General features: G+C 68.1%; 22 protein-coding genes, 1 tRNA gene and 1 pseudogene. 12 read left to right on the forward strand and 12 right to left on the reverse strand.

Annotation, left to right across the window (positions count from 1 at the left end):
* Positions 1–7,066, reverse strand: a 7,066-nt coding sequence (locus tag ACTWPT_RS08235) for a type I polyketide synthase (protein WP_443176664.1), incomplete at its 3' end; no start/stop codon positions are given.
* A 37-nt stretch (positions 7,067–7,103) separates the two neighbouring features.
* Complete coding sequence (locus tag ACTWPT_RS08240) at positions 7,104–7,853, reverse strand: thioesterase II family protein (protein ID WP_397123130.1); 750 nt, start codon at positions 7,851–7,853, stop codon at positions 7,104–7,106.
* A gap of 340 nt (positions 7,854–8,193) precedes the next feature.
* Between ACTWPT_RS08240 and ACTWPT_RS08245 the strand changes: the two genes are divergently transcribed.
* The 5 genes and pseudogenes from ACTWPT_RS08245 to ACTWPT_RS08265 all read left to right on the forward strand — a co-directional run bounded on the left by ACTWPT_RS08245 (position 8,194) and on the right by ACTWPT_RS08265 (position 11,162).
* Positions 8,194–9,234 carry an LLM class flavin-dependent oxidoreductase gene (locus ACTWPT_RS08245; RefSeq protein WP_443176665.1) on the forward strand — a complete coding sequence of 347 codons (1,041 nt, stop codon included), beginning with the start codon at positions 8,194–8,196 and terminating at the stop codon, positions 9,232–9,234.
* Positions 9,234–9,710 (forward strand): flavin reductase family protein, encoded by a 477-nt coding sequence (locus ACTWPT_RS08250; protein WP_443176666.1) that lies wholly within the window; start codon positions 9,234–9,236, stop codon positions 9,708–9,710. The genes ACTWPT_RS08245 and ACTWPT_RS08250 overlap by 1 nt, the downstream gene beginning before the upstream one ends.
* Positions 9,711–9,778: 68 nt before the next feature.
* Positions 9,779–9,970 (forward strand): annotated as a pseudogene (locus ACTWPT_RS08255) (DUF4429 domain-containing protein); the annotation flags it as partial.
* Positions 9,947–10,573 carry a DUF4429 domain-containing protein gene (locus ACTWPT_RS08260; RefSeq protein WP_443176997.1) on the forward strand — a complete coding sequence of 209 codons (627 nt, stop codon included), beginning with the start codon at positions 9,947–9,949 and terminating at the stop codon, positions 10,571–10,573. The pseudogene ACTWPT_RS08255 and the gene ACTWPT_RS08260, both read left to right, overlap by 24 nt.
* Positions 10,574–10,634: 61 nt before the next feature.
* Positions 10,635–11,162 (forward strand): phospholipase, encoded by a 528-nt coding sequence (locus tag ACTWPT_RS08265; RefSeq protein ID WP_443176667.1) that lies wholly within the window; start codon positions 10,635–10,637, stop codon positions 11,160–11,162.
* 98 nt (positions 11,163–11,260) lie between these two features.
* On the opposite strand, the gene ACTWPT_RS08270 is transcribed toward ACTWPT_RS08265, so the two are convergent.
* The 6 genes from ACTWPT_RS08270 to ACTWPT_RS08295 are packed head-to-tail and all read right to left on the reverse strand — an operon-like array spanning position 11,261 to position 17,232.
* Positions 11,261–12,010: a sugar isomerase domain-containing protein gene (locus tag ACTWPT_RS08270; protein WP_443176668.1), complete on the reverse strand. Its 750-nt coding sequence runs from the start codon at positions 12,008–12,010 to the stop codon at positions 11,261–11,263.
* Positions 11,997–13,223 (reverse strand): hypothetical protein, encoded by a 1,227-nt coding sequence (locus ACTWPT_RS08275; RefSeq protein ID WP_443176669.1) that lies wholly within the window; start codon positions 13,221–13,223, stop codon positions 11,997–11,999. The genes ACTWPT_RS08270 and ACTWPT_RS08275 overlap by 14 nt, the downstream gene beginning before the upstream one ends.
* Positions 13,224–13,230: 7 nt before the next feature.
* Positions 13,231–14,160, reverse strand: a complete 930-nt coding sequence (locus tag ACTWPT_RS08280) for an N-acetylglucosamine kinase (protein ID WP_443176670.1) — start codon at positions 14,158–14,160, stop codon at positions 13,231–13,233.
* Positions 14,157–15,002 (reverse strand): carbohydrate ABC transporter permease, encoded by an 846-nt coding sequence (locus tag ACTWPT_RS08285; RefSeq protein ID WP_443176671.1) that lies wholly within the window; start codon positions 15,000–15,002, stop codon positions 14,157–14,159. The genes ACTWPT_RS08280 and ACTWPT_RS08285 overlap by 4 nt, the downstream gene beginning before the upstream one ends.
* A complete protein-coding gene (locus ACTWPT_RS08290; RefSeq protein WP_443176672.1) occupies positions 14,999–15,964 on the reverse strand; it encodes a carbohydrate ABC transporter permease in 966 nt (321 codons plus the stop codon). Before ACTWPT_RS08290 ends, ACTWPT_RS08285 begins: the two co-directional genes overlap by 4 nt.
* Positions 15,943–17,232, reverse strand: coding sequence for an ABC transporter substrate-binding protein (locus tag ACTWPT_RS08295; RefSeq protein WP_443176673.1), 1,290 nt, complete (start codon positions 17,230–17,232; stop codon positions 15,943–15,945). The genes ACTWPT_RS08290 and ACTWPT_RS08295 overlap by 22 nt, the downstream gene beginning before the upstream one ends.
* A gap of 146 nt (positions 17,233–17,378) precedes the next feature.
* On the opposite strand from ACTWPT_RS08295, the gene ACTWPT_RS08300 reads away from it, so the two are divergent.
* The 4 genes from ACTWPT_RS08300 (at position 17,379) to ACTWPT_RS08315 (ending at position 22,164) form a co-directional block, all read left to right on the forward strand.
* Positions 17,379–18,149, forward strand: coding sequence for a GntR family transcriptional regulator (locus tag ACTWPT_RS08300; protein ID WP_443176674.1), 771 nt, complete (start codon positions 17,379–17,381; stop codon positions 18,147–18,149).
* A gap of 141 nt (positions 18,150–18,290) precedes the next feature.
* Positions 18,291–19,328 carry an endonuclease/exonuclease/phosphatase family protein gene (locus ACTWPT_RS08305; protein WP_443176675.1) on the forward strand — a complete coding sequence of 346 codons (1,038 nt, stop codon included), beginning with the start codon at positions 18,291–18,293 and terminating at the stop codon, positions 19,326–19,328.
* Between the two features lie 8 nt (positions 19,329–19,336).
* A complete protein-coding gene (locus tag ACTWPT_RS08310; RefSeq protein WP_443176676.1) occupies positions 19,337–21,139 on the forward strand; it encodes a metallophosphoesterase in 1,803 nt (600 codons plus the stop codon).
* 29 nt (positions 21,140–21,168) lie between these two features.
* Positions 21,169–22,164 carry an endonuclease/exonuclease/phosphatase family protein gene (locus ACTWPT_RS08315; protein WP_443176677.1) on the forward strand — a complete coding sequence of 332 codons (996 nt, stop codon included), beginning with the start codon at positions 21,169–21,171 and terminating at the stop codon, positions 22,162–22,164.
* 63 nt (positions 22,165–22,227) lie between these two features.
* Here ACTWPT_RS08315 and ACTWPT_RS08320 read toward each other — a convergent pair.
* The 3 genes from ACTWPT_RS08320 to ACTWPT_RS08330 form a co-directional block, all read right to left on the reverse strand.
* Positions 22,228–22,301: transfer RNA gene (locus tag ACTWPT_RS08320), tRNA-Lys, on the reverse strand.
* A 42-nt stretch (positions 22,302–22,343) separates the two neighbouring features.
* A complete protein-coding gene (locus tag ACTWPT_RS08325; RefSeq protein WP_443176678.1) occupies positions 22,344–23,270 on the reverse strand; it encodes a nucleoside hydrolase in 927 nt (308 codons plus the stop codon).
* Positions 23,271–23,510: 240 nt separating this feature from the next.
* Positions 23,511–23,927 carry an OsmC family protein gene (locus tag ACTWPT_RS08330; protein WP_443176679.1) on the reverse strand — a complete coding sequence of 139 codons (417 nt, stop codon included), beginning with the start codon at positions 23,925–23,927 and terminating at the stop codon, positions 23,511–23,513.
* A 52-nt stretch (positions 23,928–23,979) separates the two neighbouring features.
* Between ACTWPT_RS08330 and ACTWPT_RS08335 the strand changes: the two genes are divergently transcribed.
* On the forward strand, positions 23,980–24,672 hold the full coding sequence (locus tag ACTWPT_RS08335; protein ID WP_443176680.1) for a hypothetical protein: 693 nt from the start codon (positions 23,980–23,982) through the stop codon (positions 24,670–24,672).
* Positions 24,673–24,730: 58 nt separating this feature from the next.
* Complete coding sequence (locus ACTWPT_RS08340; RefSeq protein WP_443176681.1) at positions 24,731–25,507, forward strand: FAD:protein FMN transferase; 777 nt, start codon at positions 24,731–24,733, stop codon at positions 25,505–25,507.
* Here ACTWPT_RS08340 and ACTWPT_RS08345 read toward each other — a convergent pair.
* Positions 25,504–25,773, reverse strand: a complete 270-nt coding sequence (locus ACTWPT_RS08345) for a hypothetical protein (RefSeq protein WP_443176682.1) — start codon at positions 25,771–25,773, stop codon at positions 25,504–25,506. The two genes, ACTWPT_RS08340 and ACTWPT_RS08345, sit on opposite strands and share 4 nt — an antisense overlap.
* 134 nt (positions 25,774–25,907) lie before the next feature.
* On the opposite strand from ACTWPT_RS08345, the gene ACTWPT_RS08350 reads away from it, so the two are divergent.
* The gene (locus tag ACTWPT_RS08350) at positions 25,908–26,288 is read left to right on the forward strand and encodes a phage holin family protein (protein ID WP_443176683.1); all 381 of its coding nucleotides are present in this window, start codon (positions 25,908–25,910) and stop codon (positions 26,286–26,288) included.
* The last annotated feature ends 5 nt before the right edge of the window (positions 26,289–26,293 follow it).

Consider the following 26,293-nt stretch of genomic DNA (forward strand, 5'->3'; position numbering starts at 1 on the left):
CCCGCGCCGCCACCAACGTGCACGCATCAGCCAACGAGAACACCCCGGCCACATGCGCCGCGGCGATCTCCCCGATCGAATGCCCCACCAGCACATCAGCCCGCACCCCGAACGACTCCAGCAACCGATACAGGGCGACCTCGAAACAGAACAACGCCGGCTGCGTCATACCGGTCTCGTTCAGCACACCCTCGGGATCGGTGAACATCACCTCACGCACAGGGCGCGGCAGCAGCGGATCCAGCACCCGGCAGATCTCATCGAGCTCGGCAGCGAACACCGGGAACGCCTCGGCCAGCTCCCGACCCATACCAACGCGCTGACTGCCCTGACCAGCGAACAACAACGCCAGCCGACCACCCGAACCACTACCAACAGCCAGACCAGGAGCCTCCACACCCTCCGCCAGCGCCCGCAGACCCGCCACCAACTCCTCGCGATCGCCACCCACCACGACCGCACGCTGCTCCAACACGCCACGCCCGGCCGCCAACGACCAGGCGGCGTCAACGATCGACGTCTCATCCGAGACCCACGACGCCAGCCGCAACGCCTGCGCCCGCAACGCCTCCACCGACTTGGCCGACACCAGCCACGGCACCACCGGCGGCACAGGCACCGGCTCAGGCTCGACATCCGCACTCGGCCCCTGCTCGATGATCACGTGCGCGTTCGTCCCACTGATCCCGAACGACGAAACCGCAGCCCGGCGCGCATGCCCGTTCACCGGCCACGGCTGCGACTCGGCCAGCAGCTCCACCGCCCCCGCCGACCAATCCACATGCGGCGACGGCTCACCCACATGCAACGTCTTGGGAAGCATCTCGTTGCGCAGCGCCATCACCATCTTGATCACGCCCGCCACGCCCGCAGCCGCCTGCGCATGGCCGATGTTCGACTTCAACGAGCCCAGCCACAGCGGCCGCTCCCGCTCCTGCCCATACGTGGCAATCAGCGCCTGCGCCTCAATCGGATCGCCCAGCACGGTCCCCGTGCCATGCGCCTCGACCGCATCCACCTCGGCCGCCGACAGACCGGCATTGGCCAGCGCCTGCCGGATCACCCGCTGCTGCGAAGGACCATTCGGAGCCGTCAGCCCATTGCTCGCCCCGTCCTGGTTGATCGCCGACCCGCGAACGACCGCCAGCACCTGGTGCCCGTTCCGGCGCGCGTCCGACAGCCGCTCCACCAGCAGCACACCGACGCCCTCGCTCCAGCCGGCGCCATCCGCCGCGGCGGCAAAGGACTTGCACCTGCCGTCGGGCGCGAGCCCACGCTGCCGGGAAAACTCGATGAACATGCCGGGTGTCGACATGACCGTCACGCCACCGGCCAGTGCCAGGTCGCAGTCACCCGACCGCAGCGCCTGCGCCGCCCAGTGCAACGCCACCAGCGACGACGAGCACGCCGTGTCCACCGTCACCGCCGGGCCTTCCAGACCCAGCGTGTAGGAGACCCGGCCGGACACCAGGCTGCCACCACTGGTGTTCGCCGGAGTGCCGAGCCCGTAGTCGTGGTACATCACACCGGCGAAGACACCCGTCCGGCTGCCCCGCAACCCGTCAGGATCGATCCCGGCCCGCTCGATCGCCTCCCACGACGCCTCCAGCAGCAACCGCTGCTGCGGATCCATCGCCAGCGCCTCACGCGGCGAAATCCCGAAGAACCCGGCGTCGAACTCGGCCGCGTCGTACAAGAACCCGCCCTGCCGCGCATACGTCTTCCCGGGCGTGCCCGGCTCCGGGCTGTACACCCCTTCCACATCCCAGCCACGATCGGCCGGGAACTCCCCGATCGCGTCCATACCGGAGACGACGAGCTCCCACAGCCCTTCCGGCGACTCCACACCGCCCGGATACCGGCAGGCCATGCCCACGATCGCGATCGGCTCGTCGACCACCGACGCAGTGGTCACCACAGTCTGCTCGGCGGGCCCGTCGCCCAGTTCGTCCGCCAGGTACTCCGCCACCGCCTCGGCGGTGGGGTAGTCGAAGACCAGCGTGGCCGGGAGCCGCAGCCCGGTGGCCGTGATCAGCTGGTTGCGGAACTCGACCGCCGTCAGCGAGTCGAAGCCGAGCTCCTGGAAGGCACGCCCAGGTGGTACGGCCTCCGCCGAGGCGTGCCCCAGCACCTTGGCCGCCTCCTGCCGGACCAGTTCCAGCAGCACCCGGTCCCGCTCTCCGGGCTCCATCCCGGCCAGCCGCCGCGCCAGCCCCGAACCGGCGGCCCGCGCCACCTGCCGTACCGGACTCCGCCCCAGGCCGCGGAGCAGCGCGGGCAGGCTCTCACCCCGGCCCCGCAGCGCCGAAGTGTCCACCCGCAGCGGCACCAACGCCGCTTCACCTGAGCCAACCCCTGCGTCGAACAGCGCCAGACCTTCGTCCACCGACAACGCCGGCAACCCCTGGCGCCGCATCCGCTCGAAGTCGGCCTCGCTCAGCCATCCGCTCAGACCCGTGTCGGCATCCCACAGTCCGTACGCCAGCGACGTCGCCACCAGGCCCATCGAGCGGCGGTGCACCGCCAGCGCGTCCAGGAAGACGTTCGCCGCCGCGTAGTTCGCCTGCCCTGCCGCCAGCACCAACCCACCGGCCGACGAGAACAGCACGAACGCGGCCAGATCCAGATCCCGCGTCAACTCGTGCAGATGCCACGCCGCATCCGCCTTCGCCGCCAGCACCGCGTCGAACCGCTCCGGCGACAGCGACCGCACCAGCCCGTTGTCGCTCACCCCTGCCGCGTGCACGATCCCGGTCAGCTCGGGGACAGACGCGATCAGCTCGGCAACGGCATCCCGGTCACCGACGTCACACGCGGCCACCGACACCTCCGCACCCAGCTCCACCAGCTCGGCCGCCAACTCGGCCGCACCCGGGGCATCCGGTCCACGCCTGCTGACCAGCACCAGACGCCGCACCTCATGCGCACTGACCAGATGCCGGGCCACCAGCGCACCCAGCCCACCAGTGCCACCCGTGACCAGCACCGCGCCGTCCGGCCCGAACGCCGGACCGCGATCGCCACCACCGGCGACCCGGCCCAACCGCGGCACCAGCACCCGACCCGACCGAACCGCGGCCTCCGGCTCCCCGGACGCCGCCACCGAGCCCACCGCCTGCCAGGACTCCTCGGTGCCGTCCACATCCACCAGCACGAACCGGCCAGGATTCTCCGCCTCGGCCGCCCGCACCAAGCCCCACACCGGAGCCACACCGACGTCAACGCCCTCATCAGGCCCCACCGCCACGGCACCCTGCGTCACCACCACCAACCGCGACGACGCGAACCGCTCATCGGCCAACCACTCCTGCACCGACGCCAGCACCTGATGAACCGCCCGCCGAACAGCAGCAGGGGCATCCATCTCCGGGTCGGTGACGGGGACCTTCAGCAACGCCCACTCCGGCACCGACTCCGCGTCCATGGCCGAGGCCAGGTCGGGCAGCTCCCCGGTCCCGGCGTCGGAAAGCCTGATCTGGTTCCACTCCACGTGGAGCAGCGATTCGGCGTGACCGTTGGTGAGCTGGCCGGCCGTGATGGGACGTACGGCGAGCGACTCGACGGACAACACCGGCGCCCCGTCGGCGTCCGCGATGCTCAGCGCGATGGACGTGTCGTGAATGCGGGTGATCCGTACCCGCACGCCGCTCGCCCCGGCGGCATGCAGTTGCACTCCGGTCCAGGAGAACGGCAGCACGGTCTGCCCGTCCCCGGCGATCAGCTGCGCGTGCATCGCGGCGTCCAGCAGGGCCGGGTGCAGCCCGAAGCGCGCCGCGTCGGCATGCGCCTGCTCGGGCAGCGCGACCTCGGCGAACACGTCCTGGCCACGCCGCCACGCCGCCTGCAACCCTTGGAAGACCGGCCCGTACTCGTACCCCATGTCCAGCAGGAGGTCGTACGCGTCGGACACGTCCACCACGTCGGCCTCGGCCGGCGGCCACTGTTCCAGCCCGGCCACCGGCACGAGCGGGGCGGTGGCCACCGCCCCGTCGGCATGCAGCACCCACGTGCCTGGAGCGTCGCCGTCGGCGCGGGAGTGGATCGAGATCGGCCTCACGCCGGTCTCGTCACCTCCGCCGACCAGCACCTGCACCTGGCGGCCGCCGTCGGCGGGCAGGAGCAGCGGCGCCTGCAGCGTGAGCTCCTGTACGAGCGGGCAGCCCACGTCGTTTCCGGCCTGAAGAGCCAGCTCAAGGAACGCCGTGCCGGGGAGGAGGATCGTGCCGTTGACGGCGTGGTCGGCCAGCCAGGGCTGCGTGTCCACCGACAGCCGGCCGCTGAAGATCACGGACTCGCCACCGGCGACCTCGGTCGCCGCACCCAGCAGCGGATGATCGACCGCCGCGAGCCCCGCCACGGCCACGTCACCGTTCCCGGCCCGCGCCGAGATCCAGTAACGCTGGTGCTGGAAGGCGTACGTGGGCAGATCCACGAGCGCGGGACGGGCCGGAGCGAAGAACGCCTCCCAGTCGACGGCCACGCCACGGGCCTGCAGCCGGCCCAAGGCCTGGACGAACGCGCGCGCCTCGTCACGGTCCTTGCGGGTGGCCGGGACGAAGGTCCCGTCCTCGATGCTCTGCTGCGCCAGAGCGGTCAGTGTGGCGTCCGGCCCGACCTCGACCCACACCTTTGCCCCGGCGGCGACCACGCCGTCGGCGAAGCGCACCGCCTGCCGTACGTGCTCCACCCAATAGCCCGGGCTGGTCAGCTGACCCGGCTCGGCTTCCCGGCCGGTCACATTCGAGATGATCGGGATGGTCGGCTCGTGGAAGGTCAGCCCGGCGATCGCCTGCTCGAAGTCGGCCAGCATCGGCTCCATCAACGGCGAATGGAACGCATGCGAGACCCGCAACCGCCGCGTCCGCACATCCACCCGCCGCTCAATCTCCGCGACCGCCTCCTCAGCACCCGAGATCACCACCGCGCCAGGAGCATTGACCGCCGCGATGCCGACCCGCTCATCCAGCAGCGGCACAATCTGCTCCTCAGGCGCCGCGATAGCGAGCATCGCGCCGCCCTCCGGCAGCGCCTGCATCAGCCGCGCCCGCGCCGCCACCAACGTGCACGCATCAGCCAACGAGAACACCCCGGCCACATGCGCCGCGGCGATCTCCCCGATCGAATGCCCCACCAGCACATCAGCCCGCACCCCCAGCGAGGTCAGCAACCGATACAGGGCAACCTCGAAACAGAACAACGCCGGCTGCGTCATACCAGTCTCGTTCAGCACACCCTCGGGATCGGTGAACATCACCTCACGCACAGGGCGCGGCAGCAGCGGATCCAATACCCCGCAGATCTCATCGAGCTCGGCCGCGAACACCGGGAACGCCTCGGCCAGCTCCCGACCCATACCAACACGCTGACTGCCCTGACCAGCGAACAACAACGCCAGCCGACCACCCGAACCACTACCAACAGCCAGCCCAGGAGCCTCCGCACCCTCCGCCAGCGCCCGCAGACCCGCCACCAACTCCTCACGATCGCCACCCACCACGACCGCCCGCTGCTCCAACACACCACGCCCGGCCGCCAACGACCAGGCGGCGTCAACGATCGACGTCTCATCCGAGACCCACGACGCCAGCCGCAACGCCTGCGCCCGCAACGCCTCCACCGACTTGGCCGACACCAGCCACGGCACGACCGGCAAAGCCACCTCGTCACCAGCGGCGACGTCAGCGGTTTCGTCCTCTTCGATGATCACGTGGGCATTGGTGCCGCTGACGCCGAAGGAGGAGACGGCGGCCCGGCGCGGCCGGTCCTGCTCCGCCCAGGGCTGGGCCTCGGTCAGCAGCTCCACCGCCCCCGCCGACCAATCCACATGCGGCGACGGCTCACCCACGTGCAACGTCTGCGGCAACACCCCGTGCCGCATCGCCATCACCATCTTGATCACGCCACCGACACCCGCGGCCGCCTGCGCATGGCCGATGTTCGACTTCAACGACCCGAGCCACAGCGGCCGCTCCCGCTCCTGCCCATACGTGGCAATCAGCGCCTGAGCCTCAATCGGATCGCCCAGCGTCGTGCCCGTCCCATGGGCCTCGACCGCATCCACGTCGGCCGCCGACAGACCGGCATTGGCCAGCGCCTGCCGGATCACCCGCTGCTGCGAAGGACCATTCGGAGCCGTCAACCCATTGCTCGCCCCGTCCTGGTTGACCGCCGACCCCCGCAGCACGGCCAGCACCCGGTGCCCGTTCCGGCGCGCGTCCGACAGCCGCTCCACCAGCACCATGCCGACGCCCTCGGCCCAGCCGGTGCCGTCGGCCGACGCGGAGAACGCCTTGCACCGCCCGTCCGGCGACAACCCGCGCTGCCGCGAAAACTCCACGAACGTCCCCGGCGTGGCCATCACGGTCGCACCCCCGGCCAGCGCCATGTCACACTCGCCCGACCGCAGCGACTGCGCCGCGAGATGCAACGCCACCAGCGACGACGAGCACGCCGTGTCCACCGTCACCGCCGGGCCCTCGAACCCGAACGTGTACGACACCCGCCCCGAGGCGATGCTCCCGGAGTTGCCGGTGCCGATCAGCCCCTCCAGTTCCTGCGGCACAGAAGACACCTGAGGGGCGTAGTCGTGGTACATCACACCGGCGAAGACACCGGTCCGGCTGCCCCGCAACCCGTCAGGATCGATCCCGGCCCGTTCGATCGCCTCCCACGACGCCTCCAGCAGCAACCGCTGCTGCGGATCCATCGCCAGCGCCTCACGCGGCGAGATCCCGAAGAACCCGGCGTCGAACTCACCGGCGTCATACAGGAACCCGCCGTGCCGCGCGTACGACGTCCCCCGCCCATCGGGATCCGGGTCGTACAACACCTCCAGATCCCACCCACGGTCAGCGGGGAACTCCCCGATCGCGTCCCGGCCGGATGCCACCAGCTCCCACAGATCCTCCGGCGACCCCACCCCGCCCGGATACCGGCAGGCCATTCCCACGATCGCGATCGGCTCACGTGCCGCTTCAGCGAGAGAGCGGTTCTGTGCCCGCAGGCGTTCGGTCTCCTTCAATGAGGAACGCAGGGCCTCGATGAGCTTGGTGTCGTTCGCAGCCATTTCTCGCCTCGTACTCCTCGTGCTGCCGAAAAGGGACCTACGCCGGAACGGCGGGGATGTTTTCCGTGATCTTCCGCATGACGCCCGCGGCGTGGGAGTTCAGATAGAAATGGCCCCCGCGGAAGACGTGCATGTCGAAGAGGCCGCTGGTGTGGTCTTTCCAGCGCCGCGCCTCGTTCAGCGACACGTGTGGGTCGGAGTCGCCGGTCAGTACGATGATCGGCGCGTCGATCCGCGCCCCGGGCCGGCATCGGTAGGTCATGACGGCCGTGTAGTCGCCACGGAGCGAGGGCATGATCATGCTCACCAGCTCCGGGTCGTCCAGCATCCGCGCGTCGGTGCCGCCGAGCCGCCGCACCTCGGCGAGCAGCGCCTGGTCGCCCTCCTTGTGCACCGTCTCGACGCGTACGCACGAGGGCGCGCGCCGGCCGGAGGCGAACAGCACCAGCGGGGAGACGTCCTCGGCCATCAGCCTTCTGGCCACCTCGAACGCGACCACCGCGCCCATACTGTGCCCGAAGAAGGCCATGGGCCGGTCCGCCAGGGGGAGGATCTCCGCCGCGGCCCGGTCCGCGAGGGTGCCGATGTCGTCGATGCAGCGCTCGTGGCGGCGTTCCTGCCGGCCCGGATACTGCACCGCCAGGACGTCCAGCCGCGGCGAGAGCTGTTTGGCGACCGGGTGGAAATAAGAGGCGGAGCCGCCCGCGTGCGGGAAGCAGATCAGACGGGTGGCGGATGCCGGTGCGGGGAAGAACCGCCGCACCCACGCTCCGGTTTCGGTGATCACTGGAAATTCCTTCCTTAGGTGTCCGCACTCATCCGGACGTCCAGGAATGCGCCCATACCCCGGCCCCGGTCATGCTTCATTGCAACCCACGAGGCGGCGGCATAGCTACTCGATTCGCCCCCTAACGTCGCCCGCATTCCCCTACCACGCGGTTCTGCCACACCGTCCCAGGGGGCGATAGGGGCTTGACCGCGCAGGCCCCGACGTGTCCACGAGCACGTCTAATGGGCCTTAGGGGTTACCACGCCGTTCTGGCGCGGCGAATACTGGTGCCGATATTGGGGACGCGCTCTCCGCCACCCGGAAATCGCGCGCCAGCGCGGCAATTAAGGAGAGACCGGTGGACTTTGGTTTATTCTATTTCGCCGACGACGTCACGACGGGAACCGACCGCTACCGGTTGCTGCTGGAGGGGGCCAGGTTCGCCGACACCCATGGATTCTCCGCCGTGTGGACTCCAGAACGGCATTTCCATGAATTCGGCGGCCTCTATCCGAATCCGGCTGTGACGGGCGCGGCCATCGCCGCCGTGACGGAGAACGTCGCGATCCGCGCGGGAAGCGTCGTGGCCCCACTGCACCACCCGGTGCGCATCGCCGAGGAATGGGCCGTGGTGGACAACCTGTCCGGCGGCCGCGTCGGCGTGTCCTTCGCGCCGGGCTGGCATGTGGTCGACTTCGCATTGCGGCCCGAGAGCTACGCCGATCGCCGGCAGGTCACGATGGACACGATCGACACGGTGCGGCGGCTGTGGCGGCAGGAGGAGGTGGAGCTGGTCGACGGAGCGGGCGAGTCGGTCAAGCTGCGCTCCTATCCGGCTCCGGTCCAGCCGGAGCTGCCCACGTGGCTCACCAGCTCGGGCAACCCGGAGACGTTCCGTCAGGCGGGCGAACTCGGCGTGGGCATCCTGACGCACCTGCTCGGCCAGAGCCTGGACGACCTCGTACGCAAGGTCGCCGACTACCGCGAGCACTACGCCAGGTCGCACGACGGCACCGGACACGTCGCGCTGATGCTGCATACCTTCATCGGCGAGGACCGCGGCCGCGTGCGTGAGGTGATCCACCAGCCCTTCACCGACTACCTGCGCAGCTCGCTCGGCCTGGTGCTGAAGGCCGCCGAGGAGCTGATGCCGGGTATCGACCCGGAGTCGATGGATCCTGAGGACATCGACTTCCTCCTGGAGATCTCGTTCGAGCGGTACTTCGAGACGGGCGGCCTGTTCGGCACGGTCGACGACGGCATGGCGACGCTGCGGTCCCTCGAGGAGATCGGCATCGACGAGGTCGCCTGCCTGGTCGACTTCGTCCCGGACACGGACGCCGTCCTGGACGGGCTGCGGTATCTGGACCGGCTCAAGCAGCGTTGGGAAGCGCAGTGATGATCGAAAGTCTGCGGCTGAGGCGGGTGCTGGGTCACTATCCGACGGGTGTGGTCGTGATCGCCGCGTTGTCGGGCGTCGAACCGTATGGTTTCACGGTCAACTCCTTCACCTCCGTCTCCCTCGACCCGCCCATCGTGAGCTTCTGCGCCGCCCACACCTCGACCACGTGGCCGCACATCCGGGCCGCGGGCGCGTTCACGATCAGCATGCTGAGCGCCGGGCAGGAGCGGGTGTGCCGGTCGTTCGCGTCCAAGGGGGCGGACAGGTTCTCCGGGATCGAATGGTCGGTGCGGGAGGGCGGCCATCCGGCGATCAACGGCGCGGTCGCCTGGATCGACTGCGAGCTGGAGTCCTGCCACGTGGTGGGGGACCACGAACTGGTCCTCGCCAGAGTGGTCGCGCTGACCACCAACGACAGCGACGGCGAGCCGCTGGTGTTCCACCGGGGGCGGCTGGGCAGGGTCCTAACCTGAAAACCCCGACCTCCGGTGGGCAGGCGGCAGCGAACCCCGACCCGGTCTGACGCGTAAGGGCTGGTCAAGCGCGATATGAGTCAGGCCACCTGGCGGGGGTGGCGTTCGAGCCGGCCCGCAAGGGCGGGCACCTGCGGTTGCGGCTGCGCAAGGGGGCCGATCCGCTGTCCGACGTGGTGGCGGGCGCGCTGGGGGTGCCCGCGGACCCGTACCGGCTGGCCGTCCCCAAGAATCGCGTGGGCGCCGCCGAATACTTCGCCGACGAGGTCCGCGACACGCTGACGGTCCACCAGACGCCGACCGGTCCCTGTGAGGACTACTTGTTACCCGGCCCCGACGTGCCCATCACCGCCATGGCCGGCGACGGCACGGTGTTCTTCGACGGCGACCGCGTGCGCCTGGAGTGGACCGGGTTCGCCGACGACAAGAAAGAGAAGGCGGGGCCGCAGGAATACCCGCTGTCGGACATCTCCGGCGTGGAGTGGAAGCCGCAGGCCGGCATGGGCTATGGCACGCTGCGCTTGCGGATCAAGGGGGAGGGCCCGGCCAAGCCGCCGCAGAAGGACAAGCGCTGCGTGTCGTGGGGCGTCCAGCGCTATGGCGGCGCGACCGCCCTGGTGGCCGCGGCGGTACTCGCCCGGCTGCCGCGTAACGTGCCCGAGCTCCCGCCTCCTCCTTCGCCGGGTGCCGACGACACGCACGACGCGGTCCTGCGCCGGCTCGCGTACCCGTCGCGGCTACTACCGCTGAGCCAGGCACTATCAACGCCATTGACCCTTTGTAAAGAGCGACCTTCGGCGAAGCCCGGCGAAAAATTGAGCACAATCTGCTTCTGCATTTCCGCGCTTTTCGCTTCATCGTGAGGGCGTCAGGCGAATCTTGCCATGACACGCACCGGCTCCCGAGCAGAGAAGAAGGTTACTCATGGTCAGCACGGTCAGACGCGCCCTCGTCATGCTCGCCCTCTCCCTGGGCACCGTACTCGGACTCGCTTTACCCGCCCAAGCGGTCACCCTGGAGCAGAAGCTCGCCGCCTTGTCCGCCTTCTCCCAGCCCACCACCACCAGCGCCGACGCATGGCTCTCGGCCTGGCAGAACCAAGGGGCTTGGGCCGACTACGCCTTCAACTGGTCCACCGACCTGTGCTCGAGCAGCCCCGACCAACCGCTCGGGTACGATTTCCGCATGCCGTGCCGGCGGCACGATTTCGGCTACCGCAATTACAAGTCCGTCAACCAATTCCCGGCGAACAAGTCACGAATTGATGACGCATTCTACTTCGATATGAAACGCGTCTGCGCCCGGTACTCAGGGGTGTCCAAATCCACGTGCGACGGACTCGCCTGGACCTACTATCAGGCGGTCAAGCAGTTCGGCAGCCTGGTCGTGACCGAGGAGCAGATCCAGGAAGTCAAGCAGCAGGCCGAACTGAACGCCGCCCAGAACGCCTGAACAGCGAGGGCGGGGATGCCGTCGCGTCCCCGCCCTCGCTCTGCGGTGCGCCGCCAGGGACTCGCCAGGCGGTAGGGCCAGACGAGCGACCGCGACCATCAAGGTTCCACGGGGCGCACTCGCCGGCCATACCGCTCCCAGAGACTCGCGTTGTGGTTGTCACCAGCGGTGAGATTGGCTGACACGAACACCGGCGCGTCGGCTCCCCGGTCCATCAGGCGGCGGCACACGAGTTCGGTGAGCACTTGGGCGATGAGCACCCCGGTCAACGAGGAAACCGCACCGATGCGGATTTCCGGTGTGAGCTCTACGCAGGCGTCCCCGATGGGAGCGCAGTTGTCGATGACCAGGTCGGCGAGATCGGCCAGGTGAGGTCCGGCGGTGTGCCGCGCGGACGGCGAGCGGGTGTGGGCTAGGGAGGTGATGGCGATCACGCGGTGCCCCCGCTCGCGTGCCAGCTGCGCCATCTCGACGATGGCCGCGTTGATGCCGGAGTTCGACACGATCAGGAAGGGGTCGATCACGTCGGGCCGCGCGAGCTCGTAGATCCGCTCGGCGAGGCCGGGAACCCGTTCGTAGGTCGGGTCCAGGATCTCCCCCGGGTCCACTCCGCCGAACATCACCAGGTCTTTGATGCTCAGCATGCCCACAGGCGCGAGCCCGCCGGCACGTCCGGTGAGTTCGAGCGTCACGATCCTCGAGTGTCCGGTGGCGAACGCCTGAAGGACACCGCCTGCGGCCAGCGAGTCGGCCACCAGATCGGCCGCCTCCCGCATGGCGGGCATCTGCGTGCTCAGCACCCGGCTCATCAGGGCCGGGGCCTGGGCCGCGAATTCAGACTCGGCCATCTCTTTTCCTCCGGTTCATGATTTTCCCGGCCGCGTCGATCGCGGCTGCCACGACGAGTTCGCCGCTCCCCTCGGTGACCGGGCTGACCAAGGTCTCGTAGCTCGTGGGGGTGTCACGGCTCGGCAGGTATCCGAGGTAGCCGTTGGCGTAGCCGATGACGACGACGTCGATGCCAGGCGCGGCTGCCGCGGCGCGTATCTTCTCTCCCAGTTCCAAGAACAGCTCTCCGGGCACGGCCACCAGCGTGACGGAGTCCAGGCCGACCGCCTGCACCTCGATCTCATAGGGCTCGGAGTGATCACGAGCCATCAAGTCGCGGGCGATCCGTCGCCCCTGTTCGAGGACCTTTCGGCCGCGCTCGTCGGTGACACCGCTGCCACCGGAGACCACCGCCTCTTCTGGCCTTTTCGCTGCGAGCCGGACACGTGTGGACACCGCCGGAACCACCGACGCGTTCTCCGGTGCGTCCGCAGGATGAACCGTGCGGTGGAGGCGAGCGGCCACGAGTGTGCCGAGCCGGTCGATCTCGTGTTGATCGCGTCCCCGCCGGGTGTGCCTGGTGCTGATGTCGCCGGCAGCCCCGGTGGCCACCACCACCCAGCACGCGTCTGTGCGGAGCGCGCGCCTGATGCCTCCGCTGAGGTCGGCGCTGGCGCGGTGGTTGTCAGCCGGGAGGACCGTGGGATGCACAGGACAAACCACGACCGCGCCGACTACCCGGCCCGCCGAGCTGACCACGATCACGTCCACCGGTATATCGATCGCTCGCCACTCCGGGAGGTGCCGACGGCTGGCAAGATCTGGAACCTGTATGCGGTCCGTGTGGACCGTGGCGTCGCGTTCGTCCATGAACGCGGCGGCGGCGGCCCGCAGTGCGGCTGACACGATACGCTCGGCGAGCTCCGGAGGTGTCGGGGCACCGCCAGGACTGCAGCCCGCCTCCGGGCCGGCATGCGTATGGGTCGCCGCGACCCAGCAGGAGTCGACGCCCAACTCGCGCACGGCGGCCCGGATGCGCTCCACGACGTCGCTGTTCACACACACCAGGTCCGCCACGATGAGGGCGAACCTGCGCTCCCCGTCCGCGAAGGTGACGGCATGGATCTCGAGAGGGTCGAGGACGCCGGACAGCCCGTGAAGCCGGTCGGCGTATCCTCCCATCGCCTCCCCGGCGACAATCTCAAGGTGATCGACGCCGTGTCCAACTCTCATGTCCACCTCAGGTTTCGATACGTAGCCGTGACAACACAGATCGGTAGGGCTCCTCCTGCCGGAGGAGCACCGGCCCGCCTTCCAACGGGCCGGCCAGCGGCGGCACCAGCTCCAACCCACGATCGGCGAGTGCGGCGGCCAGCCTCGTCTGCAGGATTCCGCCGAGTTCGAGCAGCCGACCGCTCCACGAGACCCGGCTGCCCACCTCCGGCAGCCGTGCGGCCGCCGTCGCCGCGGCCACGGCGAGATGGTCCGCGGCCTCATCGCAGATCGTGCCGGCCACTTCGTCGCCATCGGCGACCTCCACGACAGCGCGGGCGAACCTCGCGATGCGCGCGACCAGCTCGGCGTCCCGGTAGAACGCCTGCAAGCTCGCCAGATCCGTCCCGCCGAGTTCGCCCGTCAACCGGTGGGCGAGCTGGGTGGCGGGTCCGGTGCCGTCATGCGCCGCTGTCGCCGCTCGCATGCCCGCAAGACCAATGGCGTAGGCGCTGCCACGGTCACCGAGAGCAGGACCCCAGCCGTCGACTTTGACTTCTCGGCCGGATTCTCCTATGCCCAGAACAGTAGTTCCGGTGCCCGCGCAGATCACCGTGCCTACCCCGGCGAGCGCACCGGCATGAGCCAGCAGGCCGTCTTCCACCACCAGCGCCGGACAGCGGAAGAATTCCTCCAGCCGTCGGGTGAGCAGGCGTCGGTGAGCCGGATCGCCTGGCACCGCGGTGAGCCCCGCGATCACGGCTGCCGGAGCCACGGGATGTGCCAGCCTGGACGAGGCCTCTTGGACGCTGTCGAGGATGCTTGCGACACCGTCCTCGTGCGGGTGGTAGGTCAGGCCGGGGCCTACGGCGTACTCACGGCGCTCCCCGTCGATCGCCAGCAGGCGCAGCTCGGATTTGCCCCCGTCAATGCAGACGAAGGTCTGGTGTGTTCTCACCGGGACATCCCTGCCGTCAATCCGGCGATGATCTGTCTCGTGGCGAACGCGAAGATCAGGGCGAGCGGCACGAGTGCGATCACCAGTCCGGCGAAGAGCGCTGCGCGATCGGTGGCGAACTCGCCGAAGAAGCGGGTCAGCCCAACCGGGACGGTGTACATGTCACTGCTTCTCAGCAGGACGAGCGGATAGAAGAAATCGTTCCACGTGGGCGCGAACTGGAACACCGTGACCACGGCCAGTGCGGGCCGCATGAGCGGTAGCGCGACTGACACGAACAACCGTCCTTCGCCTGCGCCGTCCAGTCGGGCGGCTTCCTCCAGTTCGGTCGGCAGGCCGCGCATGAACCCCATGATCACGAAGATCGAGAAGGGCACGCCGCTCGCCGCGTAGAGGAGGATCAGGCCGAGCCGGGTATCGATCAGTCCCATGGACTGGAACATGTAGAACACCGGCAACAACCCGAGTTTGGCCGGGATCATCAACCCGGACAGAAAGAACGCCGCCAGAAGGGCGCGACCAGGGAATCGCCAGCGGGACAGTGCATAGGCGGCCATCGCGGACACCGCCACGCACAACGCGACCGCACCCACGGTGACCAGGATCGAATTGGTGAAGTAGGTCGAGATCGAGGCGGTTTCCCAGGCACGAAGATAGTTGGCCAGATCGACCGAGTCCGGCAGGCCCACGGGCCGCTGCAGGATATCGGCATTGGTGCGGAACGACCCGAGCGCCACCAGGACGAGCGGCCCGAAGGCGATCGCAGCGTAGATCCACAACATGAGCTGGGCGGCGAGCCCCGGCAGTCGCCGCCGGCGCACCTGTGCCGCCGGCCCGGTCACAGGGTCACCTCTCGGCGGCGCAGAAACCGTTCCAGGACAACGGAGACCCCGAACACACACGCGAAGATCATCATGGCGAGGGCGGAGGATTCGCCGATCGCGTTCGTGCCGCCCTCGAAAGCTGTGCGGTAGTAGAGCAGGCCCAGCACGTCCATCGCGCCTCCCGGACCTCCGTCCGATCCGCCCAGGGCGTAGACCAGGTCGAAGATGTTGAAGCACCCGATGAACGTCAGCACGGTGATGACCCCCACCGCCGGCATGAGCAGCGGGAAGCGCACACTCCAGAAGGTCCGGAAGGCGGAGGCTCCGTCCATGGCCGCCGCTTCCTCCAGTTCGCGTGGAATGCCACCCAGCGCGGCGAGAAAGATCAGCATGGGACCTCCGACCCACTGCCACGCGTTGACGAGGATGAGGACAGGCAGCGCGGTGTCCGGTTCACCCAGCCACGGTCGCGCCCACGACTCCAGCCCGACCGTGCGCAGGATGAAGTTGACCGGGCCGAATGCCGGACTCAGCAACAACGACCAGATGTAACCGACGATCAGCGGGCTGATCAGGTAGGGGAGCGAGAAAACCGTTTGGAAGAACCGCTTGCCGCGGGGGTTGCGATACAGCAGAACAGCGAGCCCGAGGCCGATGGTGTTCTGGATGGCCATGGTGCCCACGAAAAAGAGCACGTTGTGCCACAGCGCGGTCGGGATCTCCTCGCTCAGCGGATAGCGGGTCAGCACTTCGCCATAGTTGCCCAGGCCCACGAACTCCGCTTGGCGGATACCTTCCCACCGGAAGAGGCCGTAGTAGAAAGCGGTCACGAGGGGGACGACGACGAAGAGCCCGTAGAGCGCGAGAGCAGGCAGGCAGAACACCGCTATCCAGCGCCAGGAAACGCGGTTGGCGCCATACCCTCCTCGTTCGCGGGCCGGCCACCGCACTCCTGGCTTCACTGCGTCGGCTTGAACCATTGGTCGACACCTTGCTGGATGTGCTTGGCCGCCTCCTCGGCAGTGGAGCGACCGAGGACGAATTTCGACAACGATTCCGACGCCAGGTCCCAGGCGGTCGGCGTGCCTCCGGAGAAGTAGGCATAGGTGACGTACGGGCCGGGGTTGGCCTTGTACGCAGTCAGCGCCTGCGCGAGGAGAGGGTCCGCCGGCGCCACATCGGGCACTGCGGAGATCTGCCGCAGTTCCTTGGAGAAGGCCTGCCCGAACTCCGCGGAAGCCATCCAGCGGACCAGGTCCAGAGCCGCCGCCTTGTCAGGCGACTTGGCCGAGGCACCGAACGAACCGTCGACGAAGCCGGGGACGAGGGTCTCGGTGACCGCGGCGCCGGGTGCCGCCGGGACGTTGAAGATGCCCAGTTGCAGGTTGGGATCGGCCTTCGCGAAAGCCGCGAGTTCCCAGACCCCGCCCGGGAACATCGCCGCCTTTCCCGAGGTGAACAGGGCCTGGGCGTCGGTGTAGCTCGTGCCCGCGAACTGCGGGCCCCAGTACTTGCTGGTGCCCTTCCACGTCGTCAGTGAGTCCACCCAGGGGCGGTCGGTGAACTTCGACTGGCCGGCCAGCATGCGCTTGAGGTAGTCGTGTCCGCCATAGGTGGTGGCGCCGAAGATCTCCTGCTGGATCGGGAGCATCCAGGTGTCCGTCACCGTCGCCGCGAGCGGGATGACGTCAGCGGCCGCGAGCTTGTCGAAGGCCGCCGTCATCTCCTGCCAGTTCGCGGGTGGGGCTATGCCGTTCTTGTCGAAAATGCTCTTGTTGTAGATGACGTGCAGCGTCTGGATGGCGAATGGCACACCGTACACGCGCTTGTCGCTCACACCGCGCGCACCGTCCAGGACCGTCTCGGGGAAGGCGGCCAGTTCCTTGACCTCACCATCGAGCGGCACAAGGCTGCCCGCGGCGACAAGCGGTTGCAGCAGACCGTAGGAGCGCAGTTGCGCTACGTCGGGGCCGTTGGCGTCGGCGAGCCCTGTACGCAGGATGGTGTCGTATTCCGTGGACTTGTACGGCACATACTTCACCTTCACGCCTGGGTGGGCGTCCTCGTAGATCTTGAAGATCTTCTCGTAGGCGGCCACGTCCTCCTGACGCCAACCCCACACGTCAAGGGTGATCTCCTGCGCGGCTCCGCTGGGGGCCCCACTCTCGGGGGCGCTCGGCGCGCAGGCCGTGAGACCGATGGTCAGCAGGCCGAGCGCGGCCACAACGTTGCGACGAGTGCGAAACATTCGGGTCTCCCTGGATCGGTTGATCGCACCATGGCGCGGACGCTAATACTGGTATAGACCGAATGTCAATGCCTCAACCGTGGACGCCCCAGGCGAAACTGCTCGTAGGATGAGGCATCCGACCCGACAGATGAGGAGCCGGCGGGGTGCCAAGGCCGCGACACGAACCCAGGAATGTCGCGCCCGAAGTCTTCACTGCCAACGACGGGCGGCCGAAAGGCCAGCGCATCAAAGACGTCCTTACGGCGCTGGTGCTGGAGTCCCGCGACGGCGAGCTCCTGCCGTCCGAACGTGTGCTGGCCGAACGCTTCGGAGCGGCCAGAATGACCGTGCGCAACGCGATGGTCGAACTGGAGTCCCAGGGCCTGGTGCGCCGAGTGGCGGGCCGCGGCACGTTCGTCCAGCATCCGACGCTCGTCCACTCGGAGATCTTCCGCTCGTTCAGCGAGGACATGCGCATGCGCGGCATGGTGCCTGGTGCGAAGAGCTACCGGACCCGCACCCGGCCCGCGCCACGCGACGTCGCCGCCCGCCTCGGCGTCGCACCCGGCGATCCTGTCCACTCGATCGAGCGGGTGCGCACCGCCGACGGCATCGCCATGGCTCTGGAGCGGACGAACCTGTCGGCGGCACGCTTCCCTACCTTGCTGGCCGAGATGGGCCGGGACGACTCCCTGTACGAGGTGCTGGGCACGGTGTTCGGTGTCCGCTTGGAGACCGCCGAGCAGACCGTCTCGATCGCCCGGCTCAGCCCCGCACAGGCGAAGCAACTCGAGGTGCCGGCGTACGATCCCGCCTTCCTCGTGGAGCGCACCGCCGTGGACACCATGGGTAACGTCGTGGAATTCGGCCGGTCGCTCTACCGAGGCGACCGTTACGCCATCCAGATGCACGTCAGCCGGTCAGCCGGCCGCTGACCCGGCCCTCCGCACCACCGCAAAAGACGCGCGGTTCCCACACACCCCTCTTGCAACGCCTTCCACTGCGGTGTTACGTTCCGCGGAAAATACCGGTCTAGACAGGAATGCCGGTCATCGTCTTCACCCTGGAGGGTGGTCATGAGACGTCCCATCGCTGCGGTTGCCACGGCTGTCGCCCTGCTCCTGACGACGCCCCTCGCGGCAAACGCGAGCGTCACACCGTCAGCCGCGCAGAGCGACCGGAAGATCCGGATGCTCGACTTCAACTTCGCCGGCAACGGCTTCAACAAGGGCAGCACCGGCGCACCGGTCGACGACGCGGTGGCGAAGATCTCCGAACAGAAGCCCGAGATCATCGGCCTCAACGAGATGTGTTACACACAGTGGGTCGCCTTGAGGGACCGGCTGAAGGCCAAGCCGGGCTACGAGGGGCTCTCCGAGCAGGTCGTCGTGACGAACTACAAGATCCCCAACTGCTACGACCCGGTCGTGAACCCAGATGGCTGGTACGTCATGGGTCTGCTGAGCAAGCACCCCTCCCAACGGGTGATGTTCGGCGACACCCCCTACCTGGACCTCGGCTACCACTACCGCGAGAGGTACCGCAAACTCGTCTGCGGCGACGTCGCCGTGCCGGACGCCGCCGTCGTCCGCGCCTGCGTCACGCACACCGAGGTGCCGCTGGTCATCATCAATGAGACGAGCTTCCCCAACAATCCCGACATCACCAAAGACCCCTTCTACGGGCGGTCCATCAACTACGCCCAGGCGAAGCTGATCGCGGACACCATCACCCCGATGGCCAGGCGGATGCCGGTCGCTCTGCTCGGAGACCTGAACGAACTGCCCTTCCTGCCCTCACTCGATCTCTTCTACGCCAAGTGCGACGGCCGGGGCGTCTTCGACGAGGTCGACGGCGAGGACCCGCGCTGGCGCGGCAACATCCGGCGGTGGGTCCTCGGGATCGAGGACTGCCCGCATCGCCAAGGCGAGTGGACCATGGGCGCCGACGGCCTCCCCGACGATTACAACCGCCCGTACCAGAGCAACCGGAAGATCGATTTCATCTTCGTCGACCACCGTCACTTCAAGGTCGACGCCGGGTCAGGCTGGGTCATCTCGACCCCGCACTCCGACCATCGCATCGTCGTCGGCGAAGTGACGTTGCGGCACTGAGGAGCATGATGCGCAAGAGGAAAGCGGCGTACGCGGCCATGGCGCTGATGACGGGCCTGTTGCCCATCGGCGTCCTCGGATCACCCGCAGCGGCGGCGCAGCCACAGTCGGAGTTCCGCATCCTCCCCTACCTGCAGAGTCCGAGCTCCTCAGGGGTCACGCTCACGTGGTTCACCGAGGACGGCAGGCCGGGGCGGCTGACCGTTCTCGGGCCGGGCATCGGTGGCCCGAGGACCTACGAGGTCGCCGGGGATCTGCGGTCTGAGCTGGCCTACACCGACCTCGAGCTCGCGCAGGAGATCCCGGGCCTGGACAAGGGATCGTGGCTGCGAGGACAGGAAAACCACAAGCACAGCGTCAGGATCGACGGTCTGCGGCCGGGCAGCCGCTACCACTACACCGTGGAGCAGGGCGGAGTACCGCACCGCGGAACCTTCCAGACCGCGCCGGCGAAGGACCGCTGGAAGCACATCAGACTGATCGCGATGTCCGATTCCGAGACCGAGCCGCGCGGCCGCGTGCAACGGCGCGAGTGGGCGCCAGGCGCGCTCGCCACCGGGAGTACGGGGCGTCCGTCCGCCGCCCCGGGATCTCTCTGGGATCGCACCTATGGCACGACGACCCTGCTGAGCTCCCCTGTGCTGCGATATCCGCTCACGGAGGACGAGGGACTGCGCGTCAACCTGGCTACCGTGGAGGAACGCGCGCCGGACGCGGTGCTCTTCACCGGCGATCTCGTCCAGGGCGGCGGATACCAGCCCGGATGGGATGAGTTCTTCCGCCACACCGCAGGCGCCGGCGGCGACCTGCTGACCAGCGTTCCGATCTTGCCTGTCTTCGGAAACTGGGAGAGCTTCGGAGCACTCAACGGCGGGTACGGCACGCCTCAGGACCGCACGCCGGTCGTGCGATCCCGCGCGAAGTATCACGCCTATTTCGACGCCCCCGACAACGGCACGCCCGAGCACCGCGACAACTACTACCGCGTCGATTACGGACCGGTCACGGTGCTCACGCTGGACAGCAACAACGGCGAGCCCGACGACAGCGCGGCCGCCTATCCTCCCTCGGTGAAACTGACCGGCCGGCAGTACACCGGCCCGGGAACCGATACCCAGGAGAACTTCACCCGCGCCGAGTACGAGGCGGCCGGTGGACGTGACCTGTCCGCCTTCAACCCCGGCAGCCGGCAGTGGACCTGGGCGGAGGAACAGCTGCGCGCCGCCCGTGCCGCGGGCCAGATCGTTCTCGTGCAGTTCCATCATGCGCCCTACAGCAGCGGAGAGCACGGCCTGCCCATGAACCACGCGCTCACCTCCGGCCAGGGGGGCACACCGATGCGGATCTACCACGATCTCTTCGAGCGGTACGGCGTGGCGGCAGTGATCTCCGGTCACAGCGAGATGTTCGAGCGGAGCTTCGTCGACGCCGACGGAGACGGCGTCGGAGTGCACTACTACGACGTCGGCGTTTCCGGCGACGGTCTGCGCGGGGTTCGCCGCGACGGGCCGACGCTGGACAGTCCGCTCCTGAACTACAACGGCTTCAGCCGGTGGACGGCGGACCAGAGTGAGCCCGAGGTGTGGGAGAACGCCGGGGGCACACCACGGCTGACCTCGGGTGGCAAGCACTACGGCCACCTGGAGATCGACATCGACCGGGGCAAAAGCGGCCAGGCGCGGGTGACGCTGACACCTGTGCACATCTTCCCCGTGCTCGACGCCGACCTGCGCGTCGTCCGGACCGAACGGCGAACGTACAGCGACCGCATGGTCATCGGCATCGCAACGGATGGCACCCCCGCCGGCTGAATCGCAACGACTCTGTCCAAAGGAGCACCGTGGTTTCCCTCAAGCACTTAGGAAGATTGTTTTCCATCATGCTCTGGGCAGCGGTGATCGCGCTTTCACCGGGCGCTGCAGCATCGGCCGCTGTGCCATCGACCTTCAACGTCTGGCACTGGAACGTCGCCGGCAACAAGATGCATCACGGTTCGGCGACCGACGGGATGGTCGCCAGGGCCGTGGCCTCGATTCTCAACCGTGAGGCGCATCTGGTGGCCTTCAACGAGCTCTGCTGGGGCCAGTACAAGGCGATCCAAGACGCGCTCAGGTCGGCGGGCTGGCCCAACGACTCGACCAACTACTCACGGTTCGCCACGATCCTCGGGCCCACCTCCGGCGTGTGCAACGGCAACGAAGACTTCGGCAACGCCATCTTCAGCAAGCAACCACTGGGCCCTGCCAGCCGGTTCACCCTCCCGCCGGACGGGACACGCGAGCAACGGAACCTCTTGTGCGCCGGACTGCTGACCACACCGGGTGCGCGGTTCTGCACCACGCACATCACCACGAGCAACGACATCGCCGGCAACGGCCAGAAACACAACGTGAACCAACTGAACTTCGTACTGGATCAGATGGAGGCCTACCGCGCGGGCGGGGAAACCGTCATCATCGCGGGGGACTTCAACGCGCAACCCGACTACGGCCGGCTCAACAACTGGTACTCCGGCTCCCTGAACACAGCGAACAACGGCAACAACACCGGGAACTACAGAGAACTGGACGACAACGATCCCACCCAGTGCCTCGGATATGGCGAGTGGACCGCGACGGGAACACCGGGCGACGCGCCGCCGTGCGCCGCTGTCGAGCCTCACGCGAAGATCGATCTGATCTTCGTCAGGGAGGACCGGATCGCTGGACCTTATTCCGGCGACTCTCTGGCCATCCCCACCGACTGCACGGGCATCCCGGCGACGCCCGCGTACCCGGCAGGTTCCTGCTCTGATCACCGGGTGATGACCGGCACGGTGCCGGTCCTGATCGGTTGATCTTCACGCGTTGAGGACAAAGAAAACCCCAGCTCGGTGCCCCGAGCTGGGGTTTTCGTGAGGTGCGCCGCCAGGGACTCGAACCCCGGACCCGCTGATTAAGAGTCAGCTGCTCTGACCAACTGAGCTAGCGGCGCAACAGGTGTAACTGTATCAGCCGCCGTCCAGTGCCCAGTACGTCAACCGAGCCGGGCGGCCAGCCGCTCGTACGCCCCCAACACCAGGTCCCAGAACCTCTTCACGTCCAGCGAGGTCGCCACCAGCGCGTTCGCCCGCCGGTCGGCGACCTCGAAGTCCGTCACGGTCATCCCGCGCGTGTAGGCCCCGGTCGTCTCGACGTTCACCACTGCCGGGACGCAGGTGAAGAGGGACGGATCCAGCACGTACGCCACCGCGCACGCGTCGTGGATGGCCGGCCCGCTCTCGGCGGTCACCGCCTTGTACGACTGCGCCGCCGGCACCAGCAACTCGGCCAGCCGCCCGAGCGGCCGCATGCGGTCCAGCACCTCCATGGTCACCACGGCGGACAGCGTCACGTCGAGGCCCAGCTGCTTGACCGTCCAACCTGCGTCGAACACGATCGCGGCCGCCTCCGGGTCGGCCAAGATGTTGAACTCCGCGGCCGGGTTGTGGTTGCCGCGCGTGTAGGAGCCGCCCATGATGACCAGCTCGCGGGCCCACTCGACGACGCGCGGCTCACGCCGGACGGCGAGGGCGACGTTCGTCAGCGGCCCCACCGCCACCAGCGTGATCTCGCCGGGCGCGGCCCGCAGCGTGTCCACGATGAAGTCGACCGCGTGCCCATCGGCCGGGCCGCGCAGCGGGGCGGGCAACACCGCGTTGCCGAGCCCGGTGACTCCGTGGACGGCGGTGGCGCGCACCGTGTGCCGCAGCAGCGCGCCCGCGCTGCCCGCCGTGACCGGCACGTCGCCGAGGTCGAGGAACTCCCTGAGCGCCAGCGCGTTCGCCGTGGTCAGCGGAAGGTCGACGTTGCCGCCCACCGTGGTGACACCCACCAGGTCCAAGTCGTCACGGGATCCGGCGGCCAGGGCCAGGGCGAGCGCGTCGTCGATGCCGGGGTCGCAGTCGATGAGAACTTTCTTCACGGAAACGGAGGATACGCATAGATCGGGCCGGGCAGTTCCCCCAAAGCTGCCCGGCCCGATCGGCGGCGGTCCAGGCCGACGCTTTCCCCCAAAAACGTCGGCGGTCCCGCACTAGCGGCCCGCGGTCCCCCTCCGCGTCCGCTTCGGTGAAAGTCCTCAGCCAGTCGCAGAGCTCCTGACCTGCTACAACGCTACCGAGACGAATGCAACGGTCGCGTCATAACGGGGTCGAATATCTGTTTAATCCGACTCTGTTTCGTCTGGCCGGGACAGCTCAAGCCTCACCTCCGTACCTTCTCCCAGCGACCTGCTCACCGTGCAGTACTTGTCGTGCACCCGCCCCGCCACGGCCCGGAACACCTCATCGGCCTTCTCCGACGGCACTTCCACGTCGTACGTGACCGTCACCGGACCCAGCTTGTTCGATTCCACCTTCTCGGACTCGACGGTCATGGCCAGCCTCAGCAGCCGGTGACCACGCTGGGCGGTGAGCGGCTCGACGGTCACGATGTTGCAGCCGCCCACCGCCGCCAGCAACAGCTCCACCGGCGAGAACACGCCGTCGTCCTTCCCACCGCCGATCCGTACCTCGGCTCCGCGGCCGTTCACAGCCCGGAACCCGCCATCGTCGGTCCGCTCAACACGCACATTAGCCATGTTTCAGACCTTACTCAGCAACCTTTCATGTTCGTTCAGCATCGTGGTCAGCATGGCAAGCCAGGCGAATGCGAATCATGGCCCGGTCCTGTTCTGGAGCGGTGTCGCGGTAGCGGAGTTCGGCGCGATCCAGCCGAGTTTCGGCTACCCGTGGACCCCGACTGCCTACGCCGCCGCAGGACTGCTCGTGGCGCTCGGCTTCCTCAGCGTCAAGGCCGCCGACTACCTGCGTACCGAGGAAGCCAAGCAGCGCCTGCGACTCGGCGGTTACCTGGCGGGCGCGCTGCTGGTGGCGCACCAGTTCGGCTCGACCGCATACGTGACGGACCTCAGCCGCGCCGGCTCCCTCATCCTGTACGCGATGGCGGCCGTGATGGCGGTCTGGAGCCACCAAGTCCGCCACACGACCAGGGGTTCCCTGCTGATCGCCACCGGCCTGGACCCGGCCGCGCTACGGGCCCGCCTGGCCGGCGCCACGGACACGGTCGCGATCTACCGTACCGAGCACCCCACCGACGAGCTCAGGGACCTGGAGGCCAGGTATGGGCTCATCCTCGTTGTCGGCAAGGAGCACGATCCGCGAGCCAAGGAGCGGTTGAGCGCTTCGGGCCTGAGTCGTGAGATTCCCGACCTCGCCGAGCGCGACGTGGTGGTGGCCGGCCCGCGGCAGTTCAAGCGGTACGTCGGCGGCGCGTTGTCACGCCTTGCTATCCCGAAGTCACAAATTCATTTCAAATCCCGGTAAGGGTTTAGCTCCACATTACGCGTCTTCTGCAACGGTGGTCTGCGGACAAGGAGGCAAGGTGACGACTTTCCCCGGAAGCGCACGTGTCGAAATGGTCATGGGCATGCCCGTCAGCGTCGACATCCGCACCGCCCTCCCGGCACGCGAGCTGACGCCCCTGCTGGATGACGCATTCGCGTGGTTGAGGTGGGTGGACGACACCTTCAGCCCGGTCAAGGAGGACAGCCAGATCGGCCGGCTCAACCGAGGCCAGACGATCAGGCAGATCCCCGAACTCATCGAGGTCCTGCACCGCTGCGAGGAGCTCAGCGAGGCCACCGACGGCTGGTTCGAGCCCCGCATCAACGGCGTGACCGATCCGTCCGGCTACATCAAGGGATGGGCGCTGGAGCGCCTGTCCCGCGCCCTGTGCAACGCGGGCGCGGGCGACCACCGCCTCAGCGCCGGCAACGACATCCGGGTACGCGGCTCGGCCGCCCCCGGCAAGCGCTGGCGCATCGGCGTCCGGGACCCGCGCAAGGACATCGTGCGCAAGGTCGTCTTCGCCCACGACCTGGGCATCGCCACCTCGGGCGGTGTGCCCGTCGTCAACCCGCGCACCGGCCAGGCCCAGGCGGGGTTCGGCTTCGTCACCGTGATCGGCCCCGACCTGGGTGTGGCCGACGCGTACGCCACCGCCATCTACGCCATGGGCCCGCTCCTGGCCCGCCGCTACGCGACCGGCCTTGCCGAGTCCGGCCCGTACCAGACCCTGATCGTGGCCCGGGACGGCCAGGAGTTCAGCACGCCGGGCTTCGCGGCGTACAGCGGCGCGGAGGCCCGCATGGCGGGCTAGGCGTCGGGATGTCTACGCAGGTATTCGATATAAACCGGGCGCAGCGCCTCCCCCAGCTCGCCCTCCCCCGCCGCGATGGCGTCGCTGAGCAACGCGGACACCTTGGTGAGGTCGGCGTCGGTCTCGTGACCGGTGGCGGCCTCAGCGGCTGGGATCACCTTCAGCAAGTCCCACAGGAACCCCAGGTCGCCGTGGCGTACGGCGTACCGCACCGCACGATCATGCAATTCGTTCGCCGGCAACGACTCGAGCCCGTTCGCGTCCATCTCGCTCCCTCCCCTGCACGCCTCTTCCCCGCGTTAGGGCAGCGATAACCGGTGACTACCAACAGTGACGACCGGGCATCGTTCTGACTGCGCCTCTACCGCGGCGCCGATCGCAAGTGGGAGGATCAACCAGCGTGAGATTCATCATCAGAACCCTCGCGGCGGCAGCGGCGCTCTGGGTAGCCGTTCAGTTCATCGACGGCATCGACGTCAACGCTCCCACCAACTCGGCCACATACTGGGGCGTCCTGCTCCTCGTGGCGCTGATCTTCGGCATCGTGAACGCGATCGTCAAACCCATCGTCAAAGCCCTAGGCTGCGCGATCATCGTCCTGACGCTGGGCCTGTTCCTCCTTGTGATCAACGCGGCGATGCTGCTGCTCACCAGCTGGATCTCGGGCCAGTTCGACATCCCCTTCCACGTCGACAACTTCTACCCGGCCGCGTTCTGGGGCGCGATCATCGTCAGCGTGGTGAGCTGGCTGCTGGGGCTGTTCATCCCCGACAACGACTGACCTTC

Source organism: Nonomuraea sp. 3N208 (assembly GCF_052245935.1).
GTDB lineage: Bacteria > Actinomycetota > Actinomycetes > Streptosporangiales > Streptosporangiaceae > Nonomuraea.

Excerpts from the sequence above, each read along its gene's own strand:
- ACTWPT_RS08290 (WP_443176672.1), bottom strand. The coding sequence starts at position 15,964 with ATGGTTCAAGCCGACGCAGTGAAGCCAGGAGTGCGGTGGCCGGCCCGC.
- ACTWPT_RS08250 (WP_443176666.1), top strand. The coding sequence starts at position 9,234 with ATGATCGAAAGTCTGCGGCTGAGGCGGGTGCTGGGTCACTATCCGACG.
- ACTWPT_RS08335 (WP_443176680.1), top strand. The coding sequence starts at position 23,980 with ATGGCAAGCCAGGCGAATGCGAATCATGGCCCGGTCCTGTTCTGGAGC.
- ACTWPT_RS08275 (WP_443176669.1), bottom strand. The coding sequence starts at position 13,223 with ATGAGAGTTGGACACGGCGTCGATCACCTTGAGATTGTCGCCGGGGAG.
- ACTWPT_RS08330 (WP_443176679.1), bottom strand. The coding sequence starts at position 23,927 with ATGGCTAATGTGCGTGTTGAGCGGACCGACGATGGCGGGTTCCGGGCT.
- ACTWPT_RS08310 (WP_443176676.1), top strand. The coding sequence starts at position 19,337 with ATGCGCAAGAGGAAAGCGGCGTACGCGGCCATGGCGCTGATGACGGGC.
- ACTWPT_RS08345 (WP_443176682.1), bottom strand. The coding sequence starts at position 25,773 with ATGGACGCGAACGGGCTCGAGTCGTTGCCGGCGAACGAATTGCATGAT.
- ACTWPT_RS08305 (WP_443176675.1), top strand. The coding sequence starts at position 18,291 with ATGAGACGTCCCATCGCTGCGGTTGCCACGGCTGTCGCCCTGCTCCTG.
- ACTWPT_RS08270 (WP_443176668.1), bottom strand. The coding sequence starts at position 12,010 with ATGGCCGAGTCTGAATTCGCGGCCCAGGCCCCGGCCCTGATGAGCCGG.
- ACTWPT_RS08295 (WP_443176673.1), bottom strand. The coding sequence starts at position 17,232 with ATGTTTCGCACTCGTCGCAACGTTGTGGCCGCGCTCGGCCTGCTGACC.
- ACTWPT_RS08265 (WP_443176667.1), top strand. The coding sequence starts at position 10,635 with ATGGTCAGCACGGTCAGACGCGCCCTCGTCATGCTCGCCCTCTCCCTG.